General features: G+C 47.0%; 18 protein-coding genes. 9 read left to right on the forward strand and 9 right to left on the reverse strand.

Translation table 11 applies throughout. The features are described 5' to 3' along the window. Positions 1-199 precede the first annotated feature (199 nt). The 8 genes from QUA56_RS14270 to QUA56_RS14305 all read right to left on the reverse strand — a co-directional run bounded on the left by QUA56_RS14270 (position 200) and on the right by QUA56_RS14305 (position 4,466). Positions 200-1,240 (reverse strand): DUF6745 domain-containing protein, encoded by a 1,041-nt coding sequence (locus tag QUA56_RS14270; protein ID WP_333358587.1) that lies wholly within the window; start codon positions 1,238-1,240, stop codon positions 200-202. A 90-nt stretch (positions 1,241-1,330) separates the two neighbouring features. Beyond that, positions 1,331-1,585 carry a hypothetical protein gene (locus tag QUA56_RS14275; RefSeq protein WP_333358589.1) on the reverse strand — a complete coding sequence of 85 codons (255 nt, stop codon included), beginning with the start codon at positions 1,583-1,585 and terminating at the stop codon, positions 1,331-1,333. 48 nt (positions 1,586-1,633) lie between these two features. Beyond that, positions 1,634-1,864 carry a hypothetical protein gene (locus QUA56_RS14280; protein WP_333358591.1) on the reverse strand — a complete coding sequence of 77 codons (231 nt, stop codon included), beginning with the start codon at positions 1,862-1,864 and terminating at the stop codon, positions 1,634-1,636. A gap of 50 nt (positions 1,865-1,914) precedes the next feature. After that, the gene (locus QUA56_RS14285; protein WP_333358593.1) at positions 1,915-3,168 is read right to left on the reverse strand and encodes an FAD-dependent oxidoreductase; all 1,254 of its coding nucleotides are present in this window, start codon (positions 3,166-3,168) and stop codon (positions 1,915-1,917) included. 172 nt (positions 3,169-3,340) lie between these two features. After that, complete coding sequence (gene vapC / locus QUA56_RS14290) at positions 3,341-3,748, reverse strand: type II toxin-antitoxin system tRNA(fMet)-specific endonuclease VapC (RefSeq protein WP_333358595.1); 408 nt, start codon at positions 3,746-3,748, stop codon at positions 3,341-3,343. After that, a complete protein-coding gene (locus tag QUA56_RS14295; RefSeq protein WP_333358597.1) occupies positions 3,745-3,999 on the reverse strand; it encodes a hypothetical protein in 255 nt (84 codons plus the stop codon). The genes vapC and QUA56_RS14295 overlap by 4 nt, the downstream gene beginning before the upstream one ends. 47 nt (positions 4,000-4,046) lie before the next feature. Continuing rightward, positions 4,047-4,277, reverse strand: coding sequence for a hypothetical protein (locus QUA56_RS14300; protein WP_333358599.1), 231 nt, complete (start codon positions 4,275-4,277; stop codon positions 4,047-4,049). 51 nt (positions 4,278-4,328) lie between these two features. Next, positions 4,329-4,466: a hypothetical protein gene (locus QUA56_RS14305; RefSeq protein WP_333358601.1), complete on the reverse strand. Its 138-nt coding sequence runs from the start codon at positions 4,464-4,466 to the stop codon at positions 4,329-4,331. Between the two features lie 55 nt (positions 4,467-4,521). On the opposite strand from QUA56_RS14305, the gene dnaK reads away from it, so the two are divergent. The 8 genes from dnaK to QUA56_RS14345 all read left to right on the forward strand — a co-directional run bounded on the left by dnaK (position 4,522) and on the right by QUA56_RS14345 (position 13,022). Beyond that, positions 4,522-6,618: a molecular chaperone DnaK gene (gene dnaK / locus QUA56_RS14310; protein WP_333358603.1), complete on the forward strand. Its 2,097-nt coding sequence runs from the start codon at positions 4,522-4,524 to the stop codon at positions 6,616-6,618. Positions 6,619-6,742: 124 nt separating this feature from the next. After that, positions 6,743-7,885 carry a J domain-containing protein gene (locus QUA56_RS14315; RefSeq protein ID WP_333358605.1) on the forward strand — a complete coding sequence of 381 codons (1,143 nt, stop codon included), beginning with the start codon at positions 6,743-6,745 and terminating at the stop codon, positions 7,883-7,885. 194 nt (positions 7,886-8,079) lie between these two features. Beyond that, positions 8,080-9,054 carry an Rpn family recombination-promoting nuclease/putative transposase gene (locus tag QUA56_RS14320; protein WP_333358607.1) on the forward strand — a complete coding sequence of 325 codons (975 nt, stop codon included), beginning with the start codon at positions 8,080-8,082 and terminating at the stop codon, positions 9,052-9,054. A 140-nt stretch (positions 9,055-9,194) separates the two neighbouring features. After that, complete coding sequence (locus QUA56_RS14325; RefSeq protein ID WP_445242908.1) at positions 9,195-11,630, forward strand: dynamin family protein; 2,436 nt, start codon at positions 9,195-9,197, stop codon at positions 11,628-11,630. Between the two features lie 85 nt (positions 11,631-11,715). Continuing rightward, entirely contained in the window at positions 11,716-11,904 is a 189-nt protein-coding gene (locus QUA56_RS14330) for a hypothetical protein (RefSeq protein ID WP_333358611.1), read from the forward strand. A gap of 47 nt (positions 11,905-11,951) precedes the next feature. Beyond that, a complete protein-coding gene (locus tag QUA56_RS14335) occupies positions 11,952-12,398 on the forward strand; it encodes a KGK domain-containing protein (protein WP_333358613.1) in 447 nt (148 codons plus the stop codon). A gap of 50 nt (positions 12,399-12,448) precedes the next feature. Beyond that, entirely contained in the window at positions 12,449-12,694 is a 246-nt protein-coding gene (locus tag QUA56_RS14340) for an HNH endonuclease (RefSeq protein ID WP_333358614.1), read from the forward strand. A gap of 91 nt (positions 12,695-12,785) precedes the next feature. After that, positions 12,786-13,022, forward strand: a complete 237-nt coding sequence (locus QUA56_RS14345; RefSeq protein ID WP_333358616.1) for a toxin-antitoxin (TA) system antitoxin — start codon at positions 12,786-12,788, stop codon at positions 13,020-13,022. A gap of 221 nt (positions 13,023-13,243) precedes the next feature. Here the strand turns inward: QUA56_RS14345 and QUA56_RS14350 are convergent, their stop codons facing one another. Then, positions 13,244-17,059 carry a sugar-binding domain-containing protein gene (locus QUA56_RS14350; protein ID WP_333358618.1) on the reverse strand — a complete coding sequence of 1,272 codons (3,816 nt, stop codon included), beginning with the start codon at positions 17,057-17,059 and terminating at the stop codon, positions 13,244-13,246. A 229-nt stretch (positions 17,060-17,288) separates the two neighbouring features. On the opposite strand from QUA56_RS14350, the gene QUA56_RS14355 reads away from it, so the two are divergent. Next, the gene (locus QUA56_RS14355) at positions 17,289-22,787 is read left to right on the forward strand and encodes a PAS domain S-box protein (RefSeq protein ID WP_333358620.1); all 5,499 of its coding nucleotides are present in this window, start codon (positions 17,289-17,291) and stop codon (positions 22,785-22,787) included. Positions 22,788-23,025: the final 238 nt, after the last annotated feature.

Below are 23,025 nucleotides of genomic sequence, written 5' to 3' on the forward strand. Positions count from 1 at the left end.
CTTTTATTCTGGATTGTATCTGATATATTTCACACTTTCAGTCCTGGACGCACGGGTGGTCAGAAACCAGTTTTTTTGCCCAGAAAGGCGTTACAACCCGCAAAAACGGCCATAAACCCGGTTTCTTTGGTACTTATGCGTAAGTTCTGACTTTAACAAAATAAGTTCAGCACTTTTGTTTATAAAACTATAATGCCATTCAAGTCTGTACTGAAAATTCTTCAGAATCGACTCCCCAATTCACCCATTTAATCGCTTCTCTCGCTGAGTTGATATCGGGCGGCACTCGCAAAGCGTGAATAAATCCGGTGCTGGGACAAGTCATTTTTAACAGATAAATCGGCTCTAAGTCAACGTTTTTATCAATTTTTAATAGGGTGTATTCTTGCCAAGTATCTAATTCAACGGCTGCTAATTCCCGGGCTATGCGATCGTAACCAATTCCTTGAATTAGCACTCGCTTGAGTTCGGCGTTTTCTTCCTCTAAAAGCCATTGAGGTTGCCATTCATGCGGATGGATTTTTCCGTATTTTTCGGGTAAGGTGACGCCGTGATAGGAATAGATGCTGTATCCATCGGCAAATTGAATGGCGGGCCCTCCTTCGGCGTGGAGGCGGTGTTGGCTGTCGAAGGAGAGGATGCGGGGGCGATCGCACACAATGCAAACTTTTTCATAGGTAAAAATCCAGCCGCATTGAGTTGTCAAAGATTGAAGCGCTTGCCACTTTATGGGGTTGTATTTGCACTTTAAGACGGAGAAGCAGAAGTCACAACCTGCGGCAAATTCTGCCCATACTATAGAATCTAAAGGTTGATAATCTTTATCGTGAAAAAACTCTACTTCACCAATGCTTGCTTCCAATAGTTCCTGAAAAATATCAGAAAATCTATTCCATGCTTGCGGGTAAAACGTGCCCGACAACTCATCTGAAAGCTGTTCGCTTATATTTTCCCAAGTCTCGTTGTACAGTTGCTCTGCAAATTTCTCAAAAATGTTGGCTCCGAATTTTTCATATAGCTGAGTAAGTGATTCGCAGCTCATAAGAAGATTAGCGGCTTCGTAGGGGCTACCGCAAAAAATAATTTCGGGTTCTTTTTCGTCAATTGCGAGGTAAGCTTGTTTAACTGCCTCTGCTGCTTTTTGGCGATCGAGCGGCTCAGTGGAGTACATGATTTCCCACCACTTTTCATCATTAACTAGCATTAAATCTTCTTGTTCTGGAGTAAGTTTTTCAATCATCGCTGTTCTCTACAATCCATCGACACCTGCATACAGCAAGTAAGTCATTTACAGGTCTTGTTATCCAGCAAAGAAATCACAGCAAAGAAATCACAGCAATTCCTCTCGTTCCTCAAATTCCCCTTGTTCTCCCCGCACCAAAGGTTCATCCTGGAAGCACCCGCAAGTTCTCTCAAAAAAACCGGGAGACCAGCCTAAATCTTCCGGTGTTTTAGCTTCAGTTGCAGGTGATATGCGCTGGAAAACTACAATAACTTCCAAATCTGTATCTGTAATCCCAACCGGGACTTGCAAATGCAACATCCCGTCCCCACCGACGCGCGATCGTACTTTAATACTTTGCATAACTCTGGCTTCCTTAAGTTTGTACTGAAATTTAATCCTGTAATAACCTCAATCTTCATCCCATTTATCTTTAACTGCTTCCCATTTCAACCAACCGGCACGATCGCGATTTCCACCAGCAGCTTTTAACTCATTTAATGCTTGTTTGGCAATTTGCAAATCTTCTAAAGTCTCTAACCATTCGATGAGTGCTTGCCAATTTTCGACATCTAAGACAGCAACTTGTTTGCCTTTTATATTGAGAAATTCAACTGACTGCAATACTTCTAATCCGGTCATTCAGGCTACCTCTATGTTGATGATAGGTATAACTTAAGTATAGGTGTATCTCATTGATTTCGCACCCGAACCCGAGTAAATCCAAAACCAATTAATCGCGCTGGAATATTTCGCAAAATTGGTAACTGCAACAAAGCTGGCGGTGTAAACGGTCGATCGCTATTTAATGCCCCCTTAATAATTCGCTCCTGCATCAAGGACTGAAATGCTTGAATGAGGCGTGTGGGCAACTCCCGCTGTCGCTGCACTTCTGCCAAATCCCACAGATGCACGCGATCGTTTTTCAGGGGGTTACTGAGTACATTGGCCGCGACGACAGCATCTTGAATAGCATAGTTAATTCCCACGCCACCGACTGGCGACATGACATGAGCGGCATCCCCAATTAAGAGCAAACCGGGACGATACCAGCGGGGAAGGCGACTCGATTCCACGGACAGAAAAGAAATTTGCGACCAATCTTTCAGTTGCTCGACCCTATCTGCAAATTCTGGTGCTAATTCAGCAAGAGATTTTTGCAAAGCTTCTATTCCTGATTCGCGCAATTTCTGATAGCTGCCTTTCAGAATAATGTAACCTAGTTGCCAATAATCCAAGCGGTCGATCGTGACTAATAAATGACCTCCAACAGCTCGACCTCCTACGCCGGAATCTTTGACATCATCGGGACTGCGCGGCAAACGAAACCACAGGACATCCATCGGCGGGGAAGTTTTAATCGGTTCAAAACCTGCTAATTGGCGCAGGCGGGAAAAGCGACCGTCTGCACCGACAGTGAGGGTCGATCGCACTTCATGCCATCCCCCATGTCCCCGGTAGCGAATGCCGCACACAACCCCATTTTCGACGATCGTTTCTTGTACATTAGCTCCCGTTACTAGCTGAAAACAGGGGTAGCGCTGCGCTTCGGCAGTGATAAATTCGAGAAACTTGACTTGGGGAAGAATAGTGATGTAAGGATACTTTGTTTTGAGACTGGACAAATCTACGAGTGTGGCGGTATTGCCAGCAGCTTGGATGGTGAGTTGGCGCATTTTTGTATGGGGCAATTCCAGCAATTTTTCGGCTATTCCCAATTGATCCATAATTTCCATTACTGACGGATGCAGGGTATCGCCGCGAAATTCTCGATCGAAATCTTTGTGTACTTCTAGCAGCATGACTGGAATGTTTTGCCGCGCTAAAAGTAATGCTAAAACAGCACCCGCCGGCCCACCTCCGACAATACAGCAGTTGGTTTGCTGCACGTCAACGATCGAGTGTTCTTGAGAGGATTCTGAATTCTGAACAGAGTTGACAGTCATATTTTTATGTTCCTGTTTGCTCAACAAGCCTGCTAGCTGTTTTTAGTTTAGCAAAACGCGATCGTCAGCGGAGCGATCGCACCTATCCAACCGCACCCGCTTGTCCGAAGTGAGGCAATCCCCCGCAGCCCCTGGTTCTCGACACGGTACAATAAATGCGATCGTCTCTAACTCATGCCTCTATCTCCCAATCCTCCAGACGCAAACCCTCAACGCGACTGAACTCGCGGGTATTGTGAGTTACAAGAATTAGGTTGTTGGCAAGAGCTATAGAGGAAATCAAAAGGTCATTAGGGCCAATTGGTGTGCCAGATGCAGCTAGTTGAGCGCGAATTTGACCGTAAATTACGGCAGATTGGTCATCAAAGGGAAGAGATATAAAGCGATTCAAAAAATCTTGCTGTTGGGCGATCGAGCGTTCTGGATTTTTGCTTCTCATAGCTCCATAGAATAGTTCAGCTTTCACAACAGAACACACTGCTACCTCATCTGAAGGTAGAGCTTGTAACCTTCGTAAAACTCCAACTGCTCTACCGTTCAAGTAACCAATACAGGTATTGCTATCCAGCAAATAAATCACAGCAATTCCTCCCGTTCCTCAAATTCCCCTTGTTCTCCCCGCAATAAAGGTTCATCCTGGAAGCACCCGAAAGTTCTCTCAAAGAAACCAGGTTGCCAGCCTAAATCTTCCGGGGTTTTAGCCTCAGTTGCGGGTGCTATGCGCTGGAAAACTACAATAACTTCCAAATCTATATTTTTAATCCCAACCGGGACTTGCAAATGCAGCATCCCGTCCGCACCGACGCGCGATCGCACTTTAATACTTTGCATAACTCTGCCTCCTTAAGTTTGTACTGAAATTTAATCTGGTAATAACCTCAATTTTCATCCCACTTATCTTTAACTACTTCCCAATCCTGCCAACCGACACAATCGCGGTTTCCACCCGCAGCCTTTAACTGATTTAATGCTTTTTTAGCAATTTGCAAATCTTCTAAAGTCTCTAACCATTTGATGAGTGCTTGCCAATTTTCGACATCTAAGACAGCAACTTGTTTGCCTTTTATATTGAGAAACTCAACTGACTGCAATACTTCTAATCCGGTCATTCAGGCTACCTCTATGTTGATGGTAGGTATAACTTTTGCTCTCCATTCTAATCAATTTGCTCCTCGGTTGCTGCGCCAAACCGGATCGAAAAAAGGGCGATCGTACCCAGCAAACCCCAGCCTCAGCCGCAGGTGAGGCAATCCCCCTGCAGCCCCCGCTTCTCGACGCGGTACAATAAGTGCAATCATACTTAACGCTGATATTGAAAAAGCTACACACAACGCCACAGGAGACAACTGACGTATGGGAAAAGTAGTTGGCATTGACCTCGGAACGACAAACTCAGTAGTAGCCGTCATGGAAGGCGGCAAACCGGTTGTGATTGCCAACGCAGAAGGGATGCGGACAACTCCCTCGGTGGTTGCTTTCACCAAGGAAGGAGAACGCCTTGTCGGACAGATGGCCAGACGCCAAACTGTTCTCAACCCGCAAAACACGTTTTACGCCGTCAAGCGGTACATCGGACGCAAATATACCGAACTGACTCCAGAATCAAAGCGCGTCCCTTACACAACTCGCCGCGACGAAAACGGGAACATCAAAGTCAAGTGTCCCCGCCTGAAAAAAGATTTTGCCCCAGAGGAAATTTCGGCGATGGTGTTGCGGAAACTGGCCGATGAAGCCAGCCGCTATCTGGGACAAGAGGTGACGGGGGCTGTAATTACTGTTCCCGCTTATTTCAACGACTCGCAGCGACAGGCGACGCGGGATGCGGGACGAATTGCCGGACTTGATGTCAAGCGGATTTTAAATGAGCCGACGGCGGCTTCTTTGGCTTACGGTTTGGAGAGGCGAGAAAGTCAAACTATTTTAGTGTTTGATTTGGGCGGCGGTACTTTTGATGTGTCGATTTTAGACGTGGGAGATGGAGTATTTGAAGTTAAAGCAACTAGCGGCGACACTCAGTTGGGCGGCAATGATTTTGACTCCAAAATTGTGGATTGGTTGGCCGAACAATTCTTAGAAAAAGAAGGCGTGGATCTGCGGCGAAACCGCCAAGCTTTGCAGCGCCTGATCGAAGCGGCAGAAAAAGCCAAGATAGAGCTGTCGGGAGTCGGTGTCACGGAGATTAATTTGCCGTTTATCGATGCCAATGAAGACGGGCCTTTGCATTTGGAAACGCGACTAACTCGCGGTCAATTTGAGGGGCTGTGCACAGATTTGGTGCAGCGGCTGCGGCGGCCGGTGAAACAAGCTTTGGCTGATGCAAATTTGAGTCCTTCTCGCATAGATGAAATTGTGTTAGTAGGCGGTTCGACTCGCATTCCTTTGGTTCAGGAAGTTGTTCGCAGTTTGATCGATCGAGAACCGAATCAAAATGTCAATCCCGATGAAGTTGTGGCGGTGGGTGCGGCAATTCAAGCGGGGATTTTGGGTGGCGATGTCCGCGATGTGCTGTTGTTGGATGTGACGCCGCTTTCGCTGGGTTTGGAAACGATCGGCGGGGTGATGAAAAAACTGATTCCTCGGAATACTACTATTCCCGTCAGGCGATCGGACATTTTTTCGACTGCTGAAAACAACCAAACTGTGGTAGAAATTCACGTGATCCAAGGGGAACGGGAATTAGGCAGAGATAATAAGTCTTTGGGACGGTTTAAACTCACTGGAATTCCGCCGGCACCGCGAGGGATTCCGCAGGTACAAGTAGCTTTTGATATTGATGCTAACGGGATGCTGTTGGTGACTGCTTTAGACAAAACTACCGGCAGGGAACAAAGTATTACTGTGCAAGGTGCTTCGACGCTGAGTCAGCAGGAAGTGAATCAAATGATTCGCGATGCGGAACAGTTTGCTCAAGCTGATAAGTTGCAGCGGGAAAGGGTAGAAAAACGCAATCGCGCTGAAGCTTTAGCTTATCAAGCTGAACGGCAGTTGCGAGAGGTGGCGCTCGATCGCGGAATGCAGTTTGCTCAAAGAAGCCGCCAGCGAATTGACACTTTAATTCGGGAATTGCGAGACAGTTTGGAACGCAACGACGAGCGGGGAGTTGACCAAGTTGGCTCGGATTTACAAGATGCTCTTTACGATTTGAGCCGGGAAGTTTCCGCGTTTGCTGATGATGACGATGATGACGATTTCTTTGAGTCTGTGAAGCGCACTTTTACGGGCGACGGTACTAAGCGGCGCAGCGATGACAGCAGCTATTATACCAATGCTAAGCCGTACAGGCGATCGACTGTCGATCCAATTCCCGATCGTATGGGCGATCGGATGGGCGATCGGATGGGCGATCGGATGGGCGATCGGATGGGCGATCGTAGAAGCAGTGCTAATCGCCCGAGTCGCCCTTATCAAAATCAAAGTGACGATTGGGATGATGACGACGATTGGCTCTAATTAGTGGTTAGTCATTAGTCCCCAGTCATTAGTCCCTAGTTTGAACCAGGGAAGCACGATGACTAATGACTAATGACTAATAATTAATAACTAATGACTAATAACTAATGACTAATGACTAACTATGCAGAATTTTCGCAATTACTATCTAATTTTGGGAGTGCCCAAAGATGCCACGGCTGATGAGATAAAAAAAGCCTATCGACGACTGGCGAGGCAGTTGCACCCTGACGTGAATCCGGGGGACAAATCTGCTGAAGATAGGTTTAAGGATATTAATGAAGCTTACGATATTCTTTCCGATCTCGACAAGCGGGCTCAATACGATCAGTTTAGTAAATTCTGGAAACAAAAGGGATTTCAAGGCAAGCAAGGGGTGCGACTTCCCAATTTTAAAAGCTGGGGAAACAGTAAAGCTACCCGCAAAAAACCGGCGGAAGATGTCGATTTTAGCGATTACTCGGATTTTAATAAATTTCTCGACCAAGTGCTCGGAAGGCGCCGGGAAGTGAGGATGGCGACAGCGAATGATGCACCGGGAGTACCCTCCTCTGAACCGTGGAGTACAGCTTCTAAGAAAACGAGTTATGTTGCTAATTCTCGCCCACCTAGAAGGGATTTGGACGATCGCGAAATTCGACGGGATACAGTCGATCGCGAAATTCGACGGGATACAGTCGATCGCGAAATTCGACGGGATACAGTCGATCGCGAAATTCGACGGGAAATTAGGGAAACAGTCGATCGCGAAACCAGAAGAGACATTGAGGCCAGACTAACTCTGCCTTTGGAAAGGGCTTATTCGGGCGGTACCGAGCGAATTCGCCTGGAAGACGGGCGAGCGATAGAGGTGAATCTGCCTCCTGCTATGGTATCAGGCCAGCGGATTCGCTTGCGAAATCAAGGTATTGGCGGCGGGGATTTATATTTGAAAATCACGGTTTCTCCCCATCCATTTTTTCGATTGGAAATGTCGGATATTTGCTGCGAATTGCCACTGACTCCCAGCGAAGCGGTGTTGGGTGGAGATATTGAAGTGCCGACGCTGGATGGCCTGGTAAAGATGAAATTGCCGCCTGGAGTAACGTCTGGAAAGCGGTTGCGGCTTGCTAACAAGGGCTATCCGACGGGAAATGGCGATCGGGGCGATCAATTGGTAGAAATTCAGGTGTTAATCCCCAAAGAAATTAGTGACGAAGAAAGAGAATTGTACCAGAAGTTGCGAGAGGTTGAGTCTTTTAAACCACGCCATGATTTGTCTGTATAATAGAGTTGATGTCAATGGTTAATTACCTATTCTACCCGTTACTAGGCTCTGCCTGGTAACGCATATCCAGAGGCTCTGCCTCCAACTTTCCTCATAGAAGAGCGAGGCAGAGCCTCTAGAAATTGATTCCCAGGCAGATCCAGGGAACCAGTTAAACATTACGCCGGAGCTATCAAAAATAACCCATTACCTATATGTTCACATTCATCAATCCTAAGACTGATTTTGCCTTCAAAAAAATCTTCGGTTCTGAAAATAGCAAAGACATTCTCATTAGTTTTTTGAATGCCTTGCTGTATGACAATCAGCCCACCATCGAAAGTTTAGAAATCGTCGATCCTTATTCATTACCGCTAATTCGAGGTCTTAAGGATACTTACTTAGATATTAGAGCCAACTTAAATGACGGCACAACTGTCATTATCGAGATGCAGGTTTTGAACGTAGAGGCTTTTGAAAAGCGAATTTTGTACAATGCAGCTAAAGCTTATTCCACCCAATTAGAAACAGCCGATCGATATGTAATGTTAAATCCAGTGATTGCCTTGACAATCACTGATTTTGAGATGTTTGAGGATTTTGACAAAGTAACTTCGCGGTTTGTTCTGAAAGAAAGAGAGTTTTTAACTGATTATCCTATTTACGATATCGAATTAGTTTTTGTTGAATTACCCAAGTTTAAAAAAAGTCTGGAGGAGTTAGAAACTTTGACCGACAAATGGCTTTATTTTCTCAAAACTGCCAGAGACTTAAACACAGTACCTGAAACAATGCAAGTTGTACCAGAAATCAATAAAGCATTTGCAATAGCAAGTAGAGCTAATTTGAATCGTGACGAGTTAAGTGACTTGCTAAAACAGGAGATTTATATCCAAGATCGGCGAGGTGCAATCTCTAAAGCAGTGCAAATAGGAACAGAAAAAGGAAGAGAAGAAGGAAGAGAAGAAGGAAGAGAAGAAGGAAGAGAAGAAGGAATCAAAGTAGGACAAATAGCACTGATTGTTCGTCTGTTGGAACGCCGTGTAGGTGCTGTGACTCCCGAAGTTCAAAGTCAAATTGGGGAATTGTCGATCGACCAATTGGAAAACTTAGGAGAAGCTTTGTTAAATTTTAACGACATATCAGATTTAACAGCTTGGCTGCAAACACAAGATTTACCCGCCCAATAGCCGTTAGCGGAGCCCTCGAAGAGGATCGCACTTTTAGCAATCCTGGATAACATAAGTAAAATTACTGTTGTGATTATTCCTGAACTAGCCGAAAATTAACAATAAGGTAATTTTCCCAAAATCAGGAGCAGTCTGCCGCGATGACTCAAATGCCCCATCAATGCACAAACCTGCAAGAGCAAGTTGACTGTTTACTGCAACTGCTGCGTCAGGAATCGTCTTTGCGACAACAAGATATTACGGCGGTACAAGCTTCTCTGAAAAAGGCAATTTCTCCCCAATTTGAGATTGTATTTGCGGGTGCTTTCAGTGCCGGAAAATCGATGCTGATTAATGCTTTGCTAGAGCGAGAATTGCTCTACAGTGCAGAAGGGCACGCGACAGGTACTGAATGTTATATCGCCTTTGCTGAGCCGGAAAAAGAGCGCGTTGTTCTCACTTTTTTGAGCGAAGTTGAAATTAGCCAGCAAGCTTCTGTGCTTTGCGATCGGCTAGGTTTACCTACTGAACTTAATATTAATCAAACAGATGTAGTGTCGCTGTTGTCTCAGGGATGTAACATAATTATTGAAACGGAAGGCGGCGAGAATAAATCGGAGGTAGCCAAACAAGCTAAGGCTTTGATGCTGCTATTAGAAGGTTTTAATGCAAATCGCGATCGCATCCAAAGTGTAGAAAACGCTACCTACTCGATGGAACAGTTTAACTTTTCCAATCTCAAAGAAGCTGCTAGCTATGCCCGTCGCGGTAGCAACAGTGCTGTACTCAAGCGAGTAGAATATTACTGTTATCATCCGCTGCTGGAAGATGGCAATATTATTATCGATACGCCGGGAATTGATGCGCCGGTGCAGCGGGATGCAGAATTGACTTATGATAAGATTGAAAGCCCGGATACTTCGGCGGTTGTCTGCGTTTTGAAAGCGGCTTCGTCTGGGGAAATGACGACGGAAGAAACCGAGTTGATGGAAAAAACACGGGGAAATCCGGGAATTCGCGATCGGCTGTTTTACATTTTCAACCGCATCGACGAAACTTGGTACAACACTCAACTCCGACAGCGCTTAGAAAATCTGATTAATTCCGACTTTCGCGATACTGCTAGAGTTTACAAAACTAGCGGATTGTTGGGATTTTACGGCAGTTTGATTAAAAGCACAACAGGGCGCGATCGCTTTGGTTTAAATACAATATTTGCCGCAAGTCAGGGGCGGGTTGATTTAGATATTAAGTTAGATTCAGATTTTATCGAAAAGAGTGAAGAAACTCCGCAATTTATCAGCGAATTTAACCGCTACTGCGCGAATTCCGGCAAACTTTCTCCCAGCAAATTTCGGATTTCAGTTAACAGCTACGAAACACCAAATGAAAACTACGTGCGGATTCTTGCAGAGCAAGGACAACCGTTAATTGCTCAATTAATTCAAGATAGCGGTATCGAAGATTTTCGCACAGCAATCACCCGCTACCTCACCGAAGAAAAACGCCCGCAACTGTTCAAAAATCTCGCCGACGACTTGGAAGACTTGTGCATTCAACTGCGAAAACACTACCAAACAATCCAGCGGAATTTGGACAGCCAGCCCCGCGAAATTGAGGCGATGAAAGCACAGGAACTTTTGCGGCTAAATCAAGAATTGCAGCAAGTCGGACAGGACTTTCGGGAACATATCGCCACAGAAATCAATGAAATGATTATGAATAAATGCGAGATTTTTGACACCGACTTTCGGCAACTGCAATCTCGGATGATCCGGCGCTTGGATGAATTGCTAGATAGCTTTTCGGTTGAGGCAGCTTACGGCCGCACTGTGCTGACTCATCCCCGCAATGCTACAGCACCTTTAATTGCTGTTTTAGTTGAGGCTCTTTACTATTTAGCCAATCAGTTAGAAGATATTTTAGTAGAGTCTACGGCGTCGCTGGTTGATAATTATTTCCAGTATTTGAAAGACAGCGTTCGTAAGTCTGAATACTATCGATTACTTTATCGCTTGTTAGGTAACGACGGGGGAATTGAACAGCAGTTAGAGGAGTTGTCAAAGCGGGTTTCTGATGCTTTGGTAAATGCGGCGGGCGTTGAGTGCGATCGCTACGTGCGAGAAAGTCCCCGTTTTTACGACGAAGACACATTTTCTATTTATCAATTCCGGCAAACATTGCAGCAAACATCCCAAGGTTACGACTGCGAAAACATGGTAGAGGCCCAACCCGCAATTAGACAATTGTTGCGACTAGATTTCGAGCCAAAAGTATCGAAAACAATTCGACAAACCTTTCGACAAACTGTTAATAAGACGCTGAAAGATCATTTGTTGCCGATGGCCGAAAAGCAAGCGGATGATATTTTGCAGAAGTACAGTCAAGCCCGCGATTATGTCGAGCAAACTTTGGCGCAGGAGGCGGAGGAGAAAATCGCTAGGAATCTGCGGCGGCAAGCTGAGAATGAGCAAAAGATTCAAGAGTACGATCGGGCGGTTTCTGGGATTAATAGTTGTTTGCAGGCGATGAAATTGCACGAGCATTTGTTGCCTGTAATTGGACAAAATGATAGCGTTTCGGTGGATGGTGAATAATTGAAATCCGGGTGAATTATATTCACCTGGTTTCTTTATTGTGTTTATTGTGATAATATAGCCAACAAAGAGCGATTTTAATCCTATGAACATTCGCCAAAAACTTCTAACAATAATCGAGCAACTTTCCGAGGATAAGTTAGCAACACTTCTCAACCTAGCCGTGTTCTTGACAAAAGGGAAAGAATCTGTTCCACCGCTGCTTGCATCCCAAGCTTATCAAGATTGGCTGAGTGCGGAAAATGACATTTATGACGAACTATTTGCCGACTGAGCCATCAAAAATTCGCGTTCATTCGCGTTCATCTGCGGTTAAAACTCATGGCTAAAAAACCTATTAGGTTAGATATCAATATGGAAGATAAATTTGATTTTCACAACTGTGGTAATGATGATGCTTTATCTTTTGATAACGCAATGCTTAAAGTAGGAAAATTGAAGGAAACAGTAAATCAAGTTTTGCCGGAAAATGGGTTAGGACAGACACTCAATCAGTTGTTAAGCCAACAGCAACTACATATCCATGTACGTAATGCTTATCAAAAATGGTTTGGTGAAGGTATAGATTGTGAAATTCTCAAAGTGGGTGCTCAGGGCTGGAAGAAAGGAAAGATGAAGCTTAAACTCAATGTCACTATAGAATTTTGCCCAGACGAACCTGAAGTAGAAGAAACACCAGAAAACAACGAATCAGAAACTAGCCAACCAGAATCCCCCCTCGATGATTTGCGCCGCCAACTTCTCAATCAAGAAAACTCACCCAGCTAATCCATCAAACATCCGCGTTAATTCGCGTTCATCTGCGGTTAAAAATCATTATGTCTAAAACCCCTAGAATCCCCATTCCCCCCGAAGTCAGAAAATATGTATTCGATCGCAATAAATACCAGTGCCAAAGCTGCGGTCAAACCAAACTAGAAACCCAACTGACGATCGATCATATCATCCCCCTAGCGCGCGGCGGCAGCAACGACATCAGCAACTTGCAAACCCTCTGCCGCACCTGCAACCAACAGAAAACCGACAAATTAGACCCCCGCTTCCGCCGTCACTTTGACCTGTGATATTTAACAGTATAATAAAATCAGCAATTTAAGATAGAAATTGCTAACCTCTGTCCGATCGCACTTTTAATCCCTAGCTTGGATAACTGCAATGCTGACAAAAACAGTTGACGTGCAAGAAGCACAGACAAATTTAAAAGAGTTATTATCTCTAGCACTTAAAGGCATAGAGGTTGTTCTCACAGAAGGCGGCATTCCCCTTGTCCGTTTAGCACCCATTGCATCCCCACCTAAGCAGCGTACAGCGGGATTGCACGCAGGATCGATCGGGACAAGCGACGATTTTGATGAACCATTACCAGACGAATTTTGGACAGGGAATCTATGAAATTACTGCTGGATACTCATACATTATTCCTTCTTCCTTCAATCCGTTATATCTCACATCTTGCACCATTGTCAAGAACAGGCAAGATGCCTGTTCCACAAGAAAATTTATCTCTTGTGGAACAGGCATCTTGCCTGTTCCTAAGCAAATAATTGAGAATGGTGGAACATCTCAGTTAAATCCGTTACATCCCTTACATCCGTTACTGAACTTCCTTCTACTTACCATCGATAATACCGATAAGGATCGTCCCCATTCTCAAAATCCGTCTTGTAATCCCAGTGATAAAACTCCCGACTAGAACCATTAAACAAAGATTTATCCGCCTTAAAACTCGCCCCTAAATTAGCCAAAATCTGAGCAGTTGCCCTGGTTTGCCGCCACCGAGTAAAACGCAAATAAGTCTTAGTATCAGCATTCAAACTGTCCGGTTCAATCTGAGAAAAAATCGCCACACCCTTGCCAACTTGTACCCGACTTAACAAACCGTCAGCGCCGATTTCTCCCCCAGACTTAATCAACCAAGTATCGTAAAAAGAGCGCGATCGCAAATCTGAAGCGCTAACCCCCTTCACCTCATCCCAACTCGGAACCGCCAGCGAACCCCCGAAATCCTTCCCTTGCTGCAAACCCACGCCCAAAGCCGCAACAGGCACTTGACGAGGCAAGAAAAACGCCTTCCCGCCAGCATTCAAATAACCGCGCAAATCTGCATCTTTCAGATTCGCTTCTGTCCCCACAATTGCCAAACCAACATCATTAGAAAGCGAATTAGCGCGCTGATAAATTACCCCCAAACTGTCCAGCTTCTGTGCATCCCCATCTCCCCCAATTAAAACCACTTTATCCGGCTTTCCAACCACCGGAGAATTCACCCCGTAACTCACAATTTGTTGCAGTAACTGCGCCGCCCCAGCATCTACCGAATAATGGTCTTCCAAATCCAACTCGTTTAAAATCAACCGCCCTTTTCCGTAATCCAATTCCATCAGCGGCGAATAAGCTAAATCAAACTCAGATTCCAAAATTGGCCGCCAACCGCTGCGGTGCGGCTTCTCAATAGAAGCGCTGCTGATACCGCCGCGATTTCCCCAATGCCAGCCGTACCAAGGCATATTTGCCGGACTCATTCTCGGCGCAGTTTGAATCGTATCTGGATAAGCTTCAACCAGCGTGCTTTCCCCCACCCAATCCCGCAAATCTTCACTGTCTAAACCGCTAATTGCCGGATGGTTGCTGTCAACTGGATAAGCGCGGCGGCCGACGTGACCGGCAACCCGGAAACCCGTATTTTCCAGCCATTCCCTGCGCTGAGGAAACACAATTGCTTTGCCGCCGTTTCGCACAAAACTTTCTAAACTTCCCGGCAAATTTTCCCCGGTTGAAAACGCTTCCCTACCGATAATTAATAGGGATGAAACTTGCGAACCGTTCCACGGCACAAGCTGATGACCTAACTGTTTTAACATTGCCGATGTTTTGCCCGCTGGATCGAAAATTGTCAGCGTATCCTTGACTTTGGCTGGATTGGCAAAAACTCGGAAAGCAAATGTATCAGAATGCGGGCGATCGCCTACTCGGGCAGTCAAGCGAATTTCGCCGTCAGTCTTGCTAGAAATGGTATTTGGCAATTTTACATCTATTGGGAAAAACAGCGTTCCTGCCGGGTCGATAATCCCTTTTTTATCGCCTTTTTTGACTTCTTTCCCCCCCACCAAAACCCGCCATTTAAACGCAAATTCTTGCGCCGCCCGCGTATCGTTAATTAACACTACTTGCTTTGCCAGTTTTCCGCCCACCCAAAAGTTGCGATCTTTTGCAGTAAAAACCGGACTAGCACCAGCAATCCAAGCCAAAGTCGAGCTATTATTATTCATAATTGCCTCGCCCCCAGGATGAATAGTGTAACCTTTTGGCTGCAAATAATTCAAAAAATTATTCGAGACTTGTTTCAAATAAACTCCCCGGCGACCAGCTTGAAATTCCCCAATATCCACCCTAGTTCTGCCAGCATCAGAAACTTCCCAACCGTGTCCGTCACTCCAAGGAATCATCCCGCCAGACATTCCAAAAGTCCGCCAACTCCGCCAAGTATTTGTACTGAATAACTGCTGCAACTTTTGAAAAGCTGGTGCAAAATCTAACTCCTTTTTAAGATGCCAGCTTTGATACTCCTGACCCTTGACAAATTGCTCGCGAATTTTAGCTTTATAAGCGACAGTTTCCAACTCGTAAGCCTGCTTGCCTAAATAAATTGCTGCAAACTCAGTCATCCAAGGTTCGCTGACAATCACCCGATCGAAACCTTGGCGGTTCCGCATCATTGTAGCGAACAGCGGCGTCCCAAACTCGACTACCATGTAGGGCATTTCCCCGGTTTTGCTCCACTCAGAAATCCACTCTTCGCGTTCTTGCAAGGGAATCATATTTAAATAAGAATTCAGCGCATAAACATCGCCGAAGTTTGCCCCTTGGTGTACCATCACAGGTCTGGTGGGGTCAGCGGATTTAATAGCAGCTAAAGCGTCATTTCCTAGGGGAGTGTTGACCCGCAAACGCTCGTTTTCCGACTGACTGAGAGTTCCTTCTACTTTGGTTTTGCCGATGCGGCGGGGATTTTGGTCGTCAGCGTTGCCGAAAAAATTAGGACTTGTCGTCCACATTAATACTGATGGATGATTGCGGTAGCGGCGCATTTCAGTCGCCATACGCGCTTTCCAGCGGTCTCTCCACTGGCGGTTCTTCCATTTGCCGTTCCAAGAGATAGAAGTAATGTCTAATGCCGGCGTCATAATTGGAAAACCTTTGAGGTCTGCCCTTTCGGATAACAGTTCTCGAAAGTGCCACCGACCGCGTTCGTCGTGATTCCAAGGCCAGGTTTGTACTATATTAAAACCTGCTTTAATGTAGCCGTTAATTAATTGGTCAGCAACTTCTACTGTGCCGGTTTCCCAAGCAATGTCTGAGTGCAAGCCTGGCCGGAGGCGAAACTCTGTTCCGTTTAAGAAAAATTTGCGCCCTTCTATCCAAAATTCGCGGAAGCCGAAAGGTTGGTCGTATTGCGTGTCAATGCCGCTGCCTTTTACTTCTAATTGCAGGGTGTAAAGGTTGGCTTGACCGGCATCCCAAAGGCGGGGATTTGGCCAGTCCCACTGCAATTTTACTGTTTGAATTGGTTTAGCTTGAACGCTGGCCGTGCCTGTAAATTTTTGTTCGACTTTGCCTTTTTCGTCGAGCATTTTGGCGATTAGTTGAATTTGACCGTTTTGGGTAACTTCTTTGAGTTCTACATCTAATTTAACTTGCTTTTTTCGGGTGGAAGTTTGGACGAATACGTCGCTAATTAGCGGGCCTGGGGGAAGGCTGAAAAGTCGCACTTCGCCGATGATTCCCCGCGATTGCAAGTTGGATTTTTTTGTGTAGATTTCTGTGGGGCCCATAATCACGGCTTTGTCTTTTTCGTCGGATACTGCCGCGACTAAAATAGATAGGGTGTTTTGACCGGGTTTTGCTGCTTTGGTAATGTCAACATTGCCGTAAGGCCATTCGATTTGACCGCAGTTAATGCCGTTGACAAAGATGACTGCATCGGTGCTGACTCTGGCTAAGTCGATAAAGATGCGGCGGTTTTTCCAGTTTTCGGGAATGTTGGCTGTTTGCTGGTACCAAGCTTTTGATAGTTGTTTGCTGTTGAAGTTTTCCCAATCTTTGCCGGTGCCGCGAGTGATGATTCCGGGTACGAATTCGTTGTTTTCTTCTTGCCAGTCTCCGGGAACCCAGATGGAGCCCCAGCTTGGGGATGCGGGGGGCTTTTGGGGGTTGCCAACTGCGGGGACAAATTGCCAAGTTCCGTTGAGATAGATTTGGTTTAGTTTGTTGTCGATCGCCCCGACGGCCGCGATGGTAACATTGGGAAACCCGATCGATATCGCACGGTTGCTGGCCGAGTTGGGATTTTGCAGCGCGTAACCGATGAATCCAAAGACGGTGGCGGCTGCGAAAAATAATCCGATAATTTTTGCCAGCTTGTGATTCACTCGCTTATTGCTCCCAGAAATTAGCCGATCCAATTTGTCCCTCGATCTATGATAGCAGTCGATCCAGCACCAATGCCGCGGCCAATCTGTCTCTGGGAAGATGGCACACGCCAGACAAATGTGGTTTTGTATAGGAAAAACACAAAATAATTTTGATCTTAGTTGTAACAATATAGTTTCATAAGCACAGGAACTAGCGCGATCGTGCCATCGCTACAGGTCAACAAAAATGAGTCGCTTTCAGGTCTTGCCCTTACCCATTAAATCTTACAATATTGCTACATTTAGCGCCGGCACGGCATTACTGCTGACAACTCTGTTACTGTTGGCACTCAAGGCAACTCCTGCAATCTTACTTTTTGCCGCGGCAATGGTTAGCGCTTGGTATGCTGGCTTAAAGTCGGCCGAACACGAACTAGAAATAGAACGCAAGATTATTTCAAAAGTAATTGACACGACGGCTTGCTTGATTGTAGTTCTCGACAGCCAAGGACGGATTGTCCGCTTCAACCAAGCTTGCGAAAAAACCACAGGCTACTCGACAGCAGAAGTTCTCAACAAATATGTTTGGGATTTGTTCTTAATTCCCGAAGAAATAGAGCCAGTTCAAACAGTTTTTTCAAAACTCAGCGCGGAACAATTTTACAGCGAATATCAAAATTATTGGCGCACCAAAAACGGCGACAAACGCTTCATTTCTTGGTCGAATACTGTGACTGTAAATAGCGAGGGTTTGGTAGAATATGTGATAGCAAGTGGCATCGATATTACCGATCGCAAAGAAGCAGAAATAGCCCTGGCTTTATCCTACGCTAACCTAGAAAGCTGCGTTAAACAGCGCACAGAAGAACTGACAGTAGCTAAAGAAGCGCTGCAAGCTCAAGAAGAACGATTTCGCTGTTTAAGTTCCTGTTCGCCGGTCGGCATTTTCATGGCAGATTCCCAGGGGCGTTACACCTATGCAAACCCTAACTGTCAGGCTATTTGCGGCTTGAGTTTGGCAGAACTTTTAGGAGATGGTTGGGAGAATTGCATTCACCCGGAAGACTGCGATCGCGTACTGACCCGATGGCTGGATTATACTCGCGAAGGTGGGGAATACGCGATCGAGTATCGCCTGCAAACACCAGAGGGGATTGTGCGCTGGATTAACGTTTGTTCCTCGCCGATGTTCTCCGACTCCGGCGAACTCATCGGATACGTGGGAACGGTGAGAGATGTCACCGAAAGACAACAAGCGCAAGCAGCTTTGGCAAGCAGCGAACAGCAACTGAGAACGCTGCTAGAAAATACGCCAGATCTCATTATCCGCACGGACAAAGAACTGCGTTATATGTATGTCAACAAAGCAGTTGAAACCAGCCAAGAAAAACCGCTTTCATTCTTCCTGGGAAAAACCAGTCAAGAAATAGGAATGCCGCTAGAACTGTGCCAGATTGGGGATGAAACGCTGCAAAAAGTGTTAGAAACGGGTAGAGAAGAAATCGTCGAATTTCAGGCAATCTCAACCAACGGCATCAGAACTTATCAATCCCGTGTAGTTCCCGAATTTGACAAAGACGGCGTACCAGAATCGGCCTTGATTGTCGCCCGCGATATCACAGAACTCAAACTTGCAGAAACTCAAAGATTGCAGTTAACAATCGAGCAAGCAGCCCGGGAAAAAGCGGAAATAGAACAGCAGCGATCGGCATTTTTAGCAGAAGTCAGTAAAATGCTGGCTGCTGCGTTTGACGGGGAAACAGTGCTGCAAAATGTCGCAGAATTAGCAGTAAATTCGATCGCTGACGGGTGCTGCATTCATTTGACCGAAACCGACTCAAAAGTGCGCCGAGTGGCTGTGGCTCACGCAGAACCCTCTACGGTTGATATTATTAATAACTTCAGCATCCGCAGCCCGATCGCCGATCGTGCTGTTAACGGCTATCCGCTGGTAATCCGCACCGGAACATCCGAACTAATTGCCGAAGTGGATGAGGAAATTTTAGCAGCAGGAGCCGATAATGCAGCACAAATGGAAATATTGCGATCGCTCAATATCGGATCTCACGCTTGCGTACCGCTGAGGGCTCGCGGGCGGGTAATGGGTTCCATCACTTGCTTTACCTCGAAGTTGGGCCGCCGCTACAGTGCAGGAGACATGGCAATGCTAGAAGATTTAGCATACCGCGTGGCGATCGCCCTCGACAACGCCAGACTTTACACAGAAGCGCAGCAAGCACTATCTCAAACAGCGCAATCCTTCGCCTTAATTGACGCGCTGTTAGAAGCATCTCCCCTAGCGATGTGCTTTTTCGATCGCGAAATGCGCTTCATCCATATCAATCAAGTATTAGCAGAACTCAACGGTTTGCCGATAGAACAGCATCTCGGTCAAGACTTCCGCCAATTGCTGCCAGAATATGCAGCAAAATTTGCGCCGATAATTCAGCAAGTTTTAGAAACCGGCCAGCCTGTTTTAAACTTAGAAATGAGCGGCGAACCTCCTGGAAAACCAGGAACTTTAGGGTACTGGCTCGCCAACTACTACCCAGTAAAAAATGAAAGGGGAGAACTCATCGGAGCCGGGCTAATTATCACAGATATTACCGCAGCAAAACAAACAGAATTAGCTTTGCAAGAAAGCGAAATACGCTGCCGCAGCGTGGTAGAATCTAACATGATCGGCATCGGTTTCTGGGATGCCAACGGCGAAGTTACTGACGCTAACGACGCCTTGCTGGCAATGATCGGATATACGAGGGAAGACTTAGTTTCAGGACGGATTCGCTGGGTCGATATCACGCCGCCGGAATACGGAGAAGTCGATCGCGCAGCCATTGCACAAGTGACAGCATTCGGAAGTTGCGCGCCTTATGAAAAAGAATTCATCCGGTCTGACGGCACGCGCTTTCCTATTTTAATCGGCGGCGGAAACTTGCAAAAAGGCACAGACAAAGGATCATTTTTCGTGCTCGATATCACCGATCGCAAACAAGCCCAAAACCAGCTTCGAGAAAACGAAATACGCATTCGCCACCAACTAGCAGAACTCGACTTAGTTTACAACACCACACCAGTCGGGCTGTGCTTTCTCGATACCAATTTGCGCTACATCCGCATCAACGAATGCCTCGCTGCGATCGACGGCCGACCGATCGCAGATCACATCGGGCGCACCGTCAGAGAAGTGATTCCCGAAATGGCCGATATGCTAGAGCCGATTTACCGCCAAGTGATCGCGACGCAAACCCCCGCGACCGACTTGGAAATTAAAGCCGAAACCAGACAACAGCCGGGAGTTTTGCGGGATTGGCAAATCAGCTTTTACCCCGTGAACGATGAATCGGGAACGCTGTTGGGAGTCAGCAGTGTGGTTGCCGAAATCACCGATCGCAACCAAGCAAAACGGGTAATTCAGCAAAGCGAAGCTATGTTCCGGCGGCTGTTCGAGTCAAATATTTTCGGAGTCGCGATCGGCGATTTTAGCGGCCGCATCGCCTACGCCAACCAATCCCTGCTCAACATGGTCGGCTACACCCGCTCAGACCTGCTCTCCGGTCAAATGCGGTGGGACAGGATGACCCCCCCCGAATACCTGCAGCTCGACGCCGTGGCGGCCGGGGAACTGCGGGCTAAGGGAGTCGCAACTCCTTTCAAGAAAGAGTACATCCGCAAAGATGGCAGCCGCGTGCCGATTCTGATGGGCGGGACGATCCTGTGCCCGGACGATCGCGAACCAGAGACGGTCGTCGCATTCTACATCGACTTGACCGAGATATCGCGGGTGGAAGCAGAACTCAAAAAAAATCAAGAACGGCTGCAAATCGCTCAGCAAGCAGGCAAAATCGGAACTTTTGAATGGAACGTCCAAACCGACGAACTCGCGTGTACGCCGGAGTTAGAGGCTTTGTACGGGCTGCCGGCCGGCGCTTTAGACAGCTATCAAAGTTGGGCCCAAATGCTGCATCCAGACGATCGCGCTGTTACCGAACAGCAGGTAAAAGCTGCGGGGGCTTCCGGGGAGGAATTAAACATTGAGTTCCGCATTTGCCGCCCGGACAAAAGCGTGGGCTGGATTGCTTCCAGGGCTAAGGGGTTTCCTGACGATCGCGGTTTGCCTTGGCGGACGATCGGAGTGAACGTCGATATCACCGATCGCAAACAAGCAGAAGAGGCGCGATCCCAAATCAATCAAACTTTGGAAGCCTTGATCCAGGCTTGTCCCCTAGCAATTACCGTTTTGAGTGCCGACGACGGTACTGTGAAAATGTGGAACCCAGCCGCCGAGAGGATTTTTGGCTGGTCAGAATCAGAGGCGGTAGGTCAATTTGCGCTCAGCATTCCCGCAGACAAGCGGGAGGAATTCATGGCGAATTTGAAAGGAATTCGGGAAGGAAACGCGATCGCCGGCATGGAAACCCAGCGCCAAAGGAAAGACGGCAGCTCGATCGACATCAGTTTGTGGGCAACTCCAGTCCGCGACGGCAACGGCAACATCAACTGTATGTCGATCGTCGCCGACATCAGCGATCGCAAGCAACTGGAGGCCCAACGCGCTCAGTTGCTCGATCGCGAACAAGCCGCGCGGGCTCAAGCAGAAGCCATCAACCGCCGGAAAGACGAGTTTCTAGCCACTCTTTCCCACGAACTGCGGACGCCTATAAATGTGATTATGGGCTGGGCGCAGGTGCTCCGCACCCGCCCGTACACGGAAGATAATTTAGCTAGCGGTTTGGAAGCGATCGAGCGTCAGTCGAGGGTGCAGGTGGAGGTAGTGGAAGATTTGCTCGATGTTTCCCGGATTATTCAAGGCGAGCTGGCTCTGAAACCCGGCTGGTTCATCATGAGACAGACGATCGAGATTGCTCTGAATTCAGTTTGTTTTGCAGCCGAGGCTAAGTCTGTCACCGTTTTGTCAGAATTTGACCCCGCAGTCAGTTTGATGTGGGGCGACGCCCAGAGGTTGCAGCAGGTAGTGTCGAATTTGCTGAGTAACGCCGTCAAGTTTACGCCTTCTGGAGGCACTGTGGAAATGCGCTTATCTGCATTAGCTGTTGCTAATTCCCCATCACCTAATTACGTGCAAATTACTGTCAGCGATACCGGAAAGGGCATTTCTGCTGAGTTTCTGCCCTACGTATTCGATCGCTTCCGACAAGCAGACGGCTCGCTGACTAGGCATCAAAGCGGTTTGGGACTGGGATTGGCGATCGTCCGGCACTTGGTGGAACTCCACGGCGGCACTGTGACTGCGGAAAGTCCGGGTAAAGACAAGGGTGCGACATTTACGGTGAAACTGCCGCTCAAACAGCGTCGGAGTCAGCAGCCGCAGTTGATAGATGAAAGCAAATTCCCTCAAATGCGTCCGGGTATTTTGGCTGGTTTAAAGGTGTTGGTAGTTGACGGCGAACCCGACAACAGCGAGTTTTTGATTGTTGCGCTCGAAGAGTTGGGGGCGACTGCGACGGAGGCTGCTTCGGCGGAGGCGATCGACATTTTACAGCAGTCGCCGCCGGATATTTTAGTTAGCGATATCGGTATGCCGGTTGAGGACAGCTACTCGCTGATCCGGAAAGTGCGATCGTCCGCATCCGACAAAATCAAGCGCTTGCCGGCCGTGGCGCTGACAGCTTATGCTAGCGAACAAGACCGCGATCGGGCGATCGCCGCCGGTTATGACGAACACTTAACAAAGCCGATCGAACCCGCTGTATTCGCCGCCGTTTTAGCCAAGCTAACTCAGTAGGGCGATCGGGTTCGATGAACGCACAAATAATATCATTTCCGTTTGATTCGGATTTGTATGATGTTAAATCTTGTAGGGGCGGGTTCACCAATAATAATTGCCCATAATCTACAATCTCATAAACCCGCCCAACCCAACCAACAATCATCATGTACATTTTGGCGATGCGATGCAAATTTCAGGTTGACGTGGGTTATCGGTGGTGTGGGGGCGGGTTTATATAGATGGTTGGTAATTG

The organism is Microcoleus sp. N3A4, from assembly GCF_036701805.1.
Classification (GTDB): Bacteria; Cyanobacteriota; Cyanobacteriia; order Cyanobacteriales; family Microcoleaceae; genus Microcoleus.

What these genes read in the sequence shown, in the direction of transcription:
- QUA56_RS14270 (WP_333358587.1), bottom strand. Translation starts at nt 1,240, where the DNA reads ATGATTGAAAAACTTACTCCAGAACAAGAAGATTTAATGCTAGTTAAT.
- QUA56_RS14275 (WP_333358589.1), bottom strand. Translation starts at nt 1,585, where the DNA reads ATGCAAAGTATTAAAGTACGATCGCGCGTCGGTGGGGACGGGATGTTG.
- QUA56_RS14280 (WP_333358591.1), bottom strand. Translation starts at nt 1,864, where the DNA reads ATGACCGGATTAGAAGTATTGCAGTCAGTTGAATTTCTCAATATAAAA.
- QUA56_RS14285 (WP_333358593.1), bottom strand. Translation starts at nt 3,168, where the DNA reads ATGACTGTCAACTCTGTTCAGAATTCAGAATCCTCTCAAGAACACTCG.
- QUA56_RS14295 (WP_333358597.1), bottom strand. Translation starts at nt 3,999, where the DNA reads ATGCAAAGTATTAAAGTGCGATCGCGCGTCGGTGCGGACGGGATGCTG.
- QUA56_RS14300 (WP_333358599.1), bottom strand. Translation starts at nt 4,277, where the DNA reads ATGACCGGATTAGAAGTATTGCAGTCAGTTGAGTTTCTCAATATAAAA.
- QUA56_RS14305 (WP_333358601.1), bottom strand. Translation starts at nt 4,466, where the DNA reads ATGATTGCACTTATTGTACCGCGTCGAGAAGCGGGGGCTGCAGGGGGA.
- dnaK (WP_333358603.1), top strand. Translation starts at nt 4,522, where the DNA reads ATGGGAAAAGTAGTTGGCATTGACCTCGGAACGACAAACTCAGTAGTA.
- QUA56_RS14315 (WP_333358605.1), top strand. Translation starts at nt 6,743, where the DNA reads ATGCAGAATTTTCGCAATTACTATCTAATTTTGGGAGTGCCCAAAGAT.
- QUA56_RS14320 (WP_333358607.1), top strand. Translation starts at nt 8,080, where the DNA reads ATGTTCACATTCATCAATCCTAAGACTGATTTTGCCTTCAAAAAAATC.
- QUA56_RS14325 (WP_445242908.1), top strand. Translation starts at nt 9,195, where the DNA reads ATGACTCAAATGCCCCATCAATGCACAAACCTGCAAGAGCAAGTTGAC.
- QUA56_RS14330 (WP_333358611.1), top strand. Translation starts at nt 11,716, where the DNA reads ATGAACATTCGCCAAAAACTTCTAACAATAATCGAGCAACTTTCCGAG.
- QUA56_RS14335 (WP_333358613.1), top strand. Translation starts at nt 11,952, where the DNA reads ATGGCTAAAAAACCTATTAGGTTAGATATCAATATGGAAGATAAATTT.
- QUA56_RS14340 (WP_333358614.1), top strand. Translation starts at nt 12,449, where the DNA reads ATGTCTAAAACCCCTAGAATCCCCATTCCCCCCGAAGTCAGAAAATAT.
- QUA56_RS14345 (WP_333358616.1), top strand. Translation starts at nt 12,786, where the DNA reads ATGCTGACAAAAACAGTTGACGTGCAAGAAGCACAGACAAATTTAAAA.
- QUA56_RS14355 (WP_333358620.1), top strand. Translation starts at nt 17,289, where the DNA reads ATGAGTCGCTTTCAGGTCTTGCCCTTACCCATTAAATCTTACAATATT.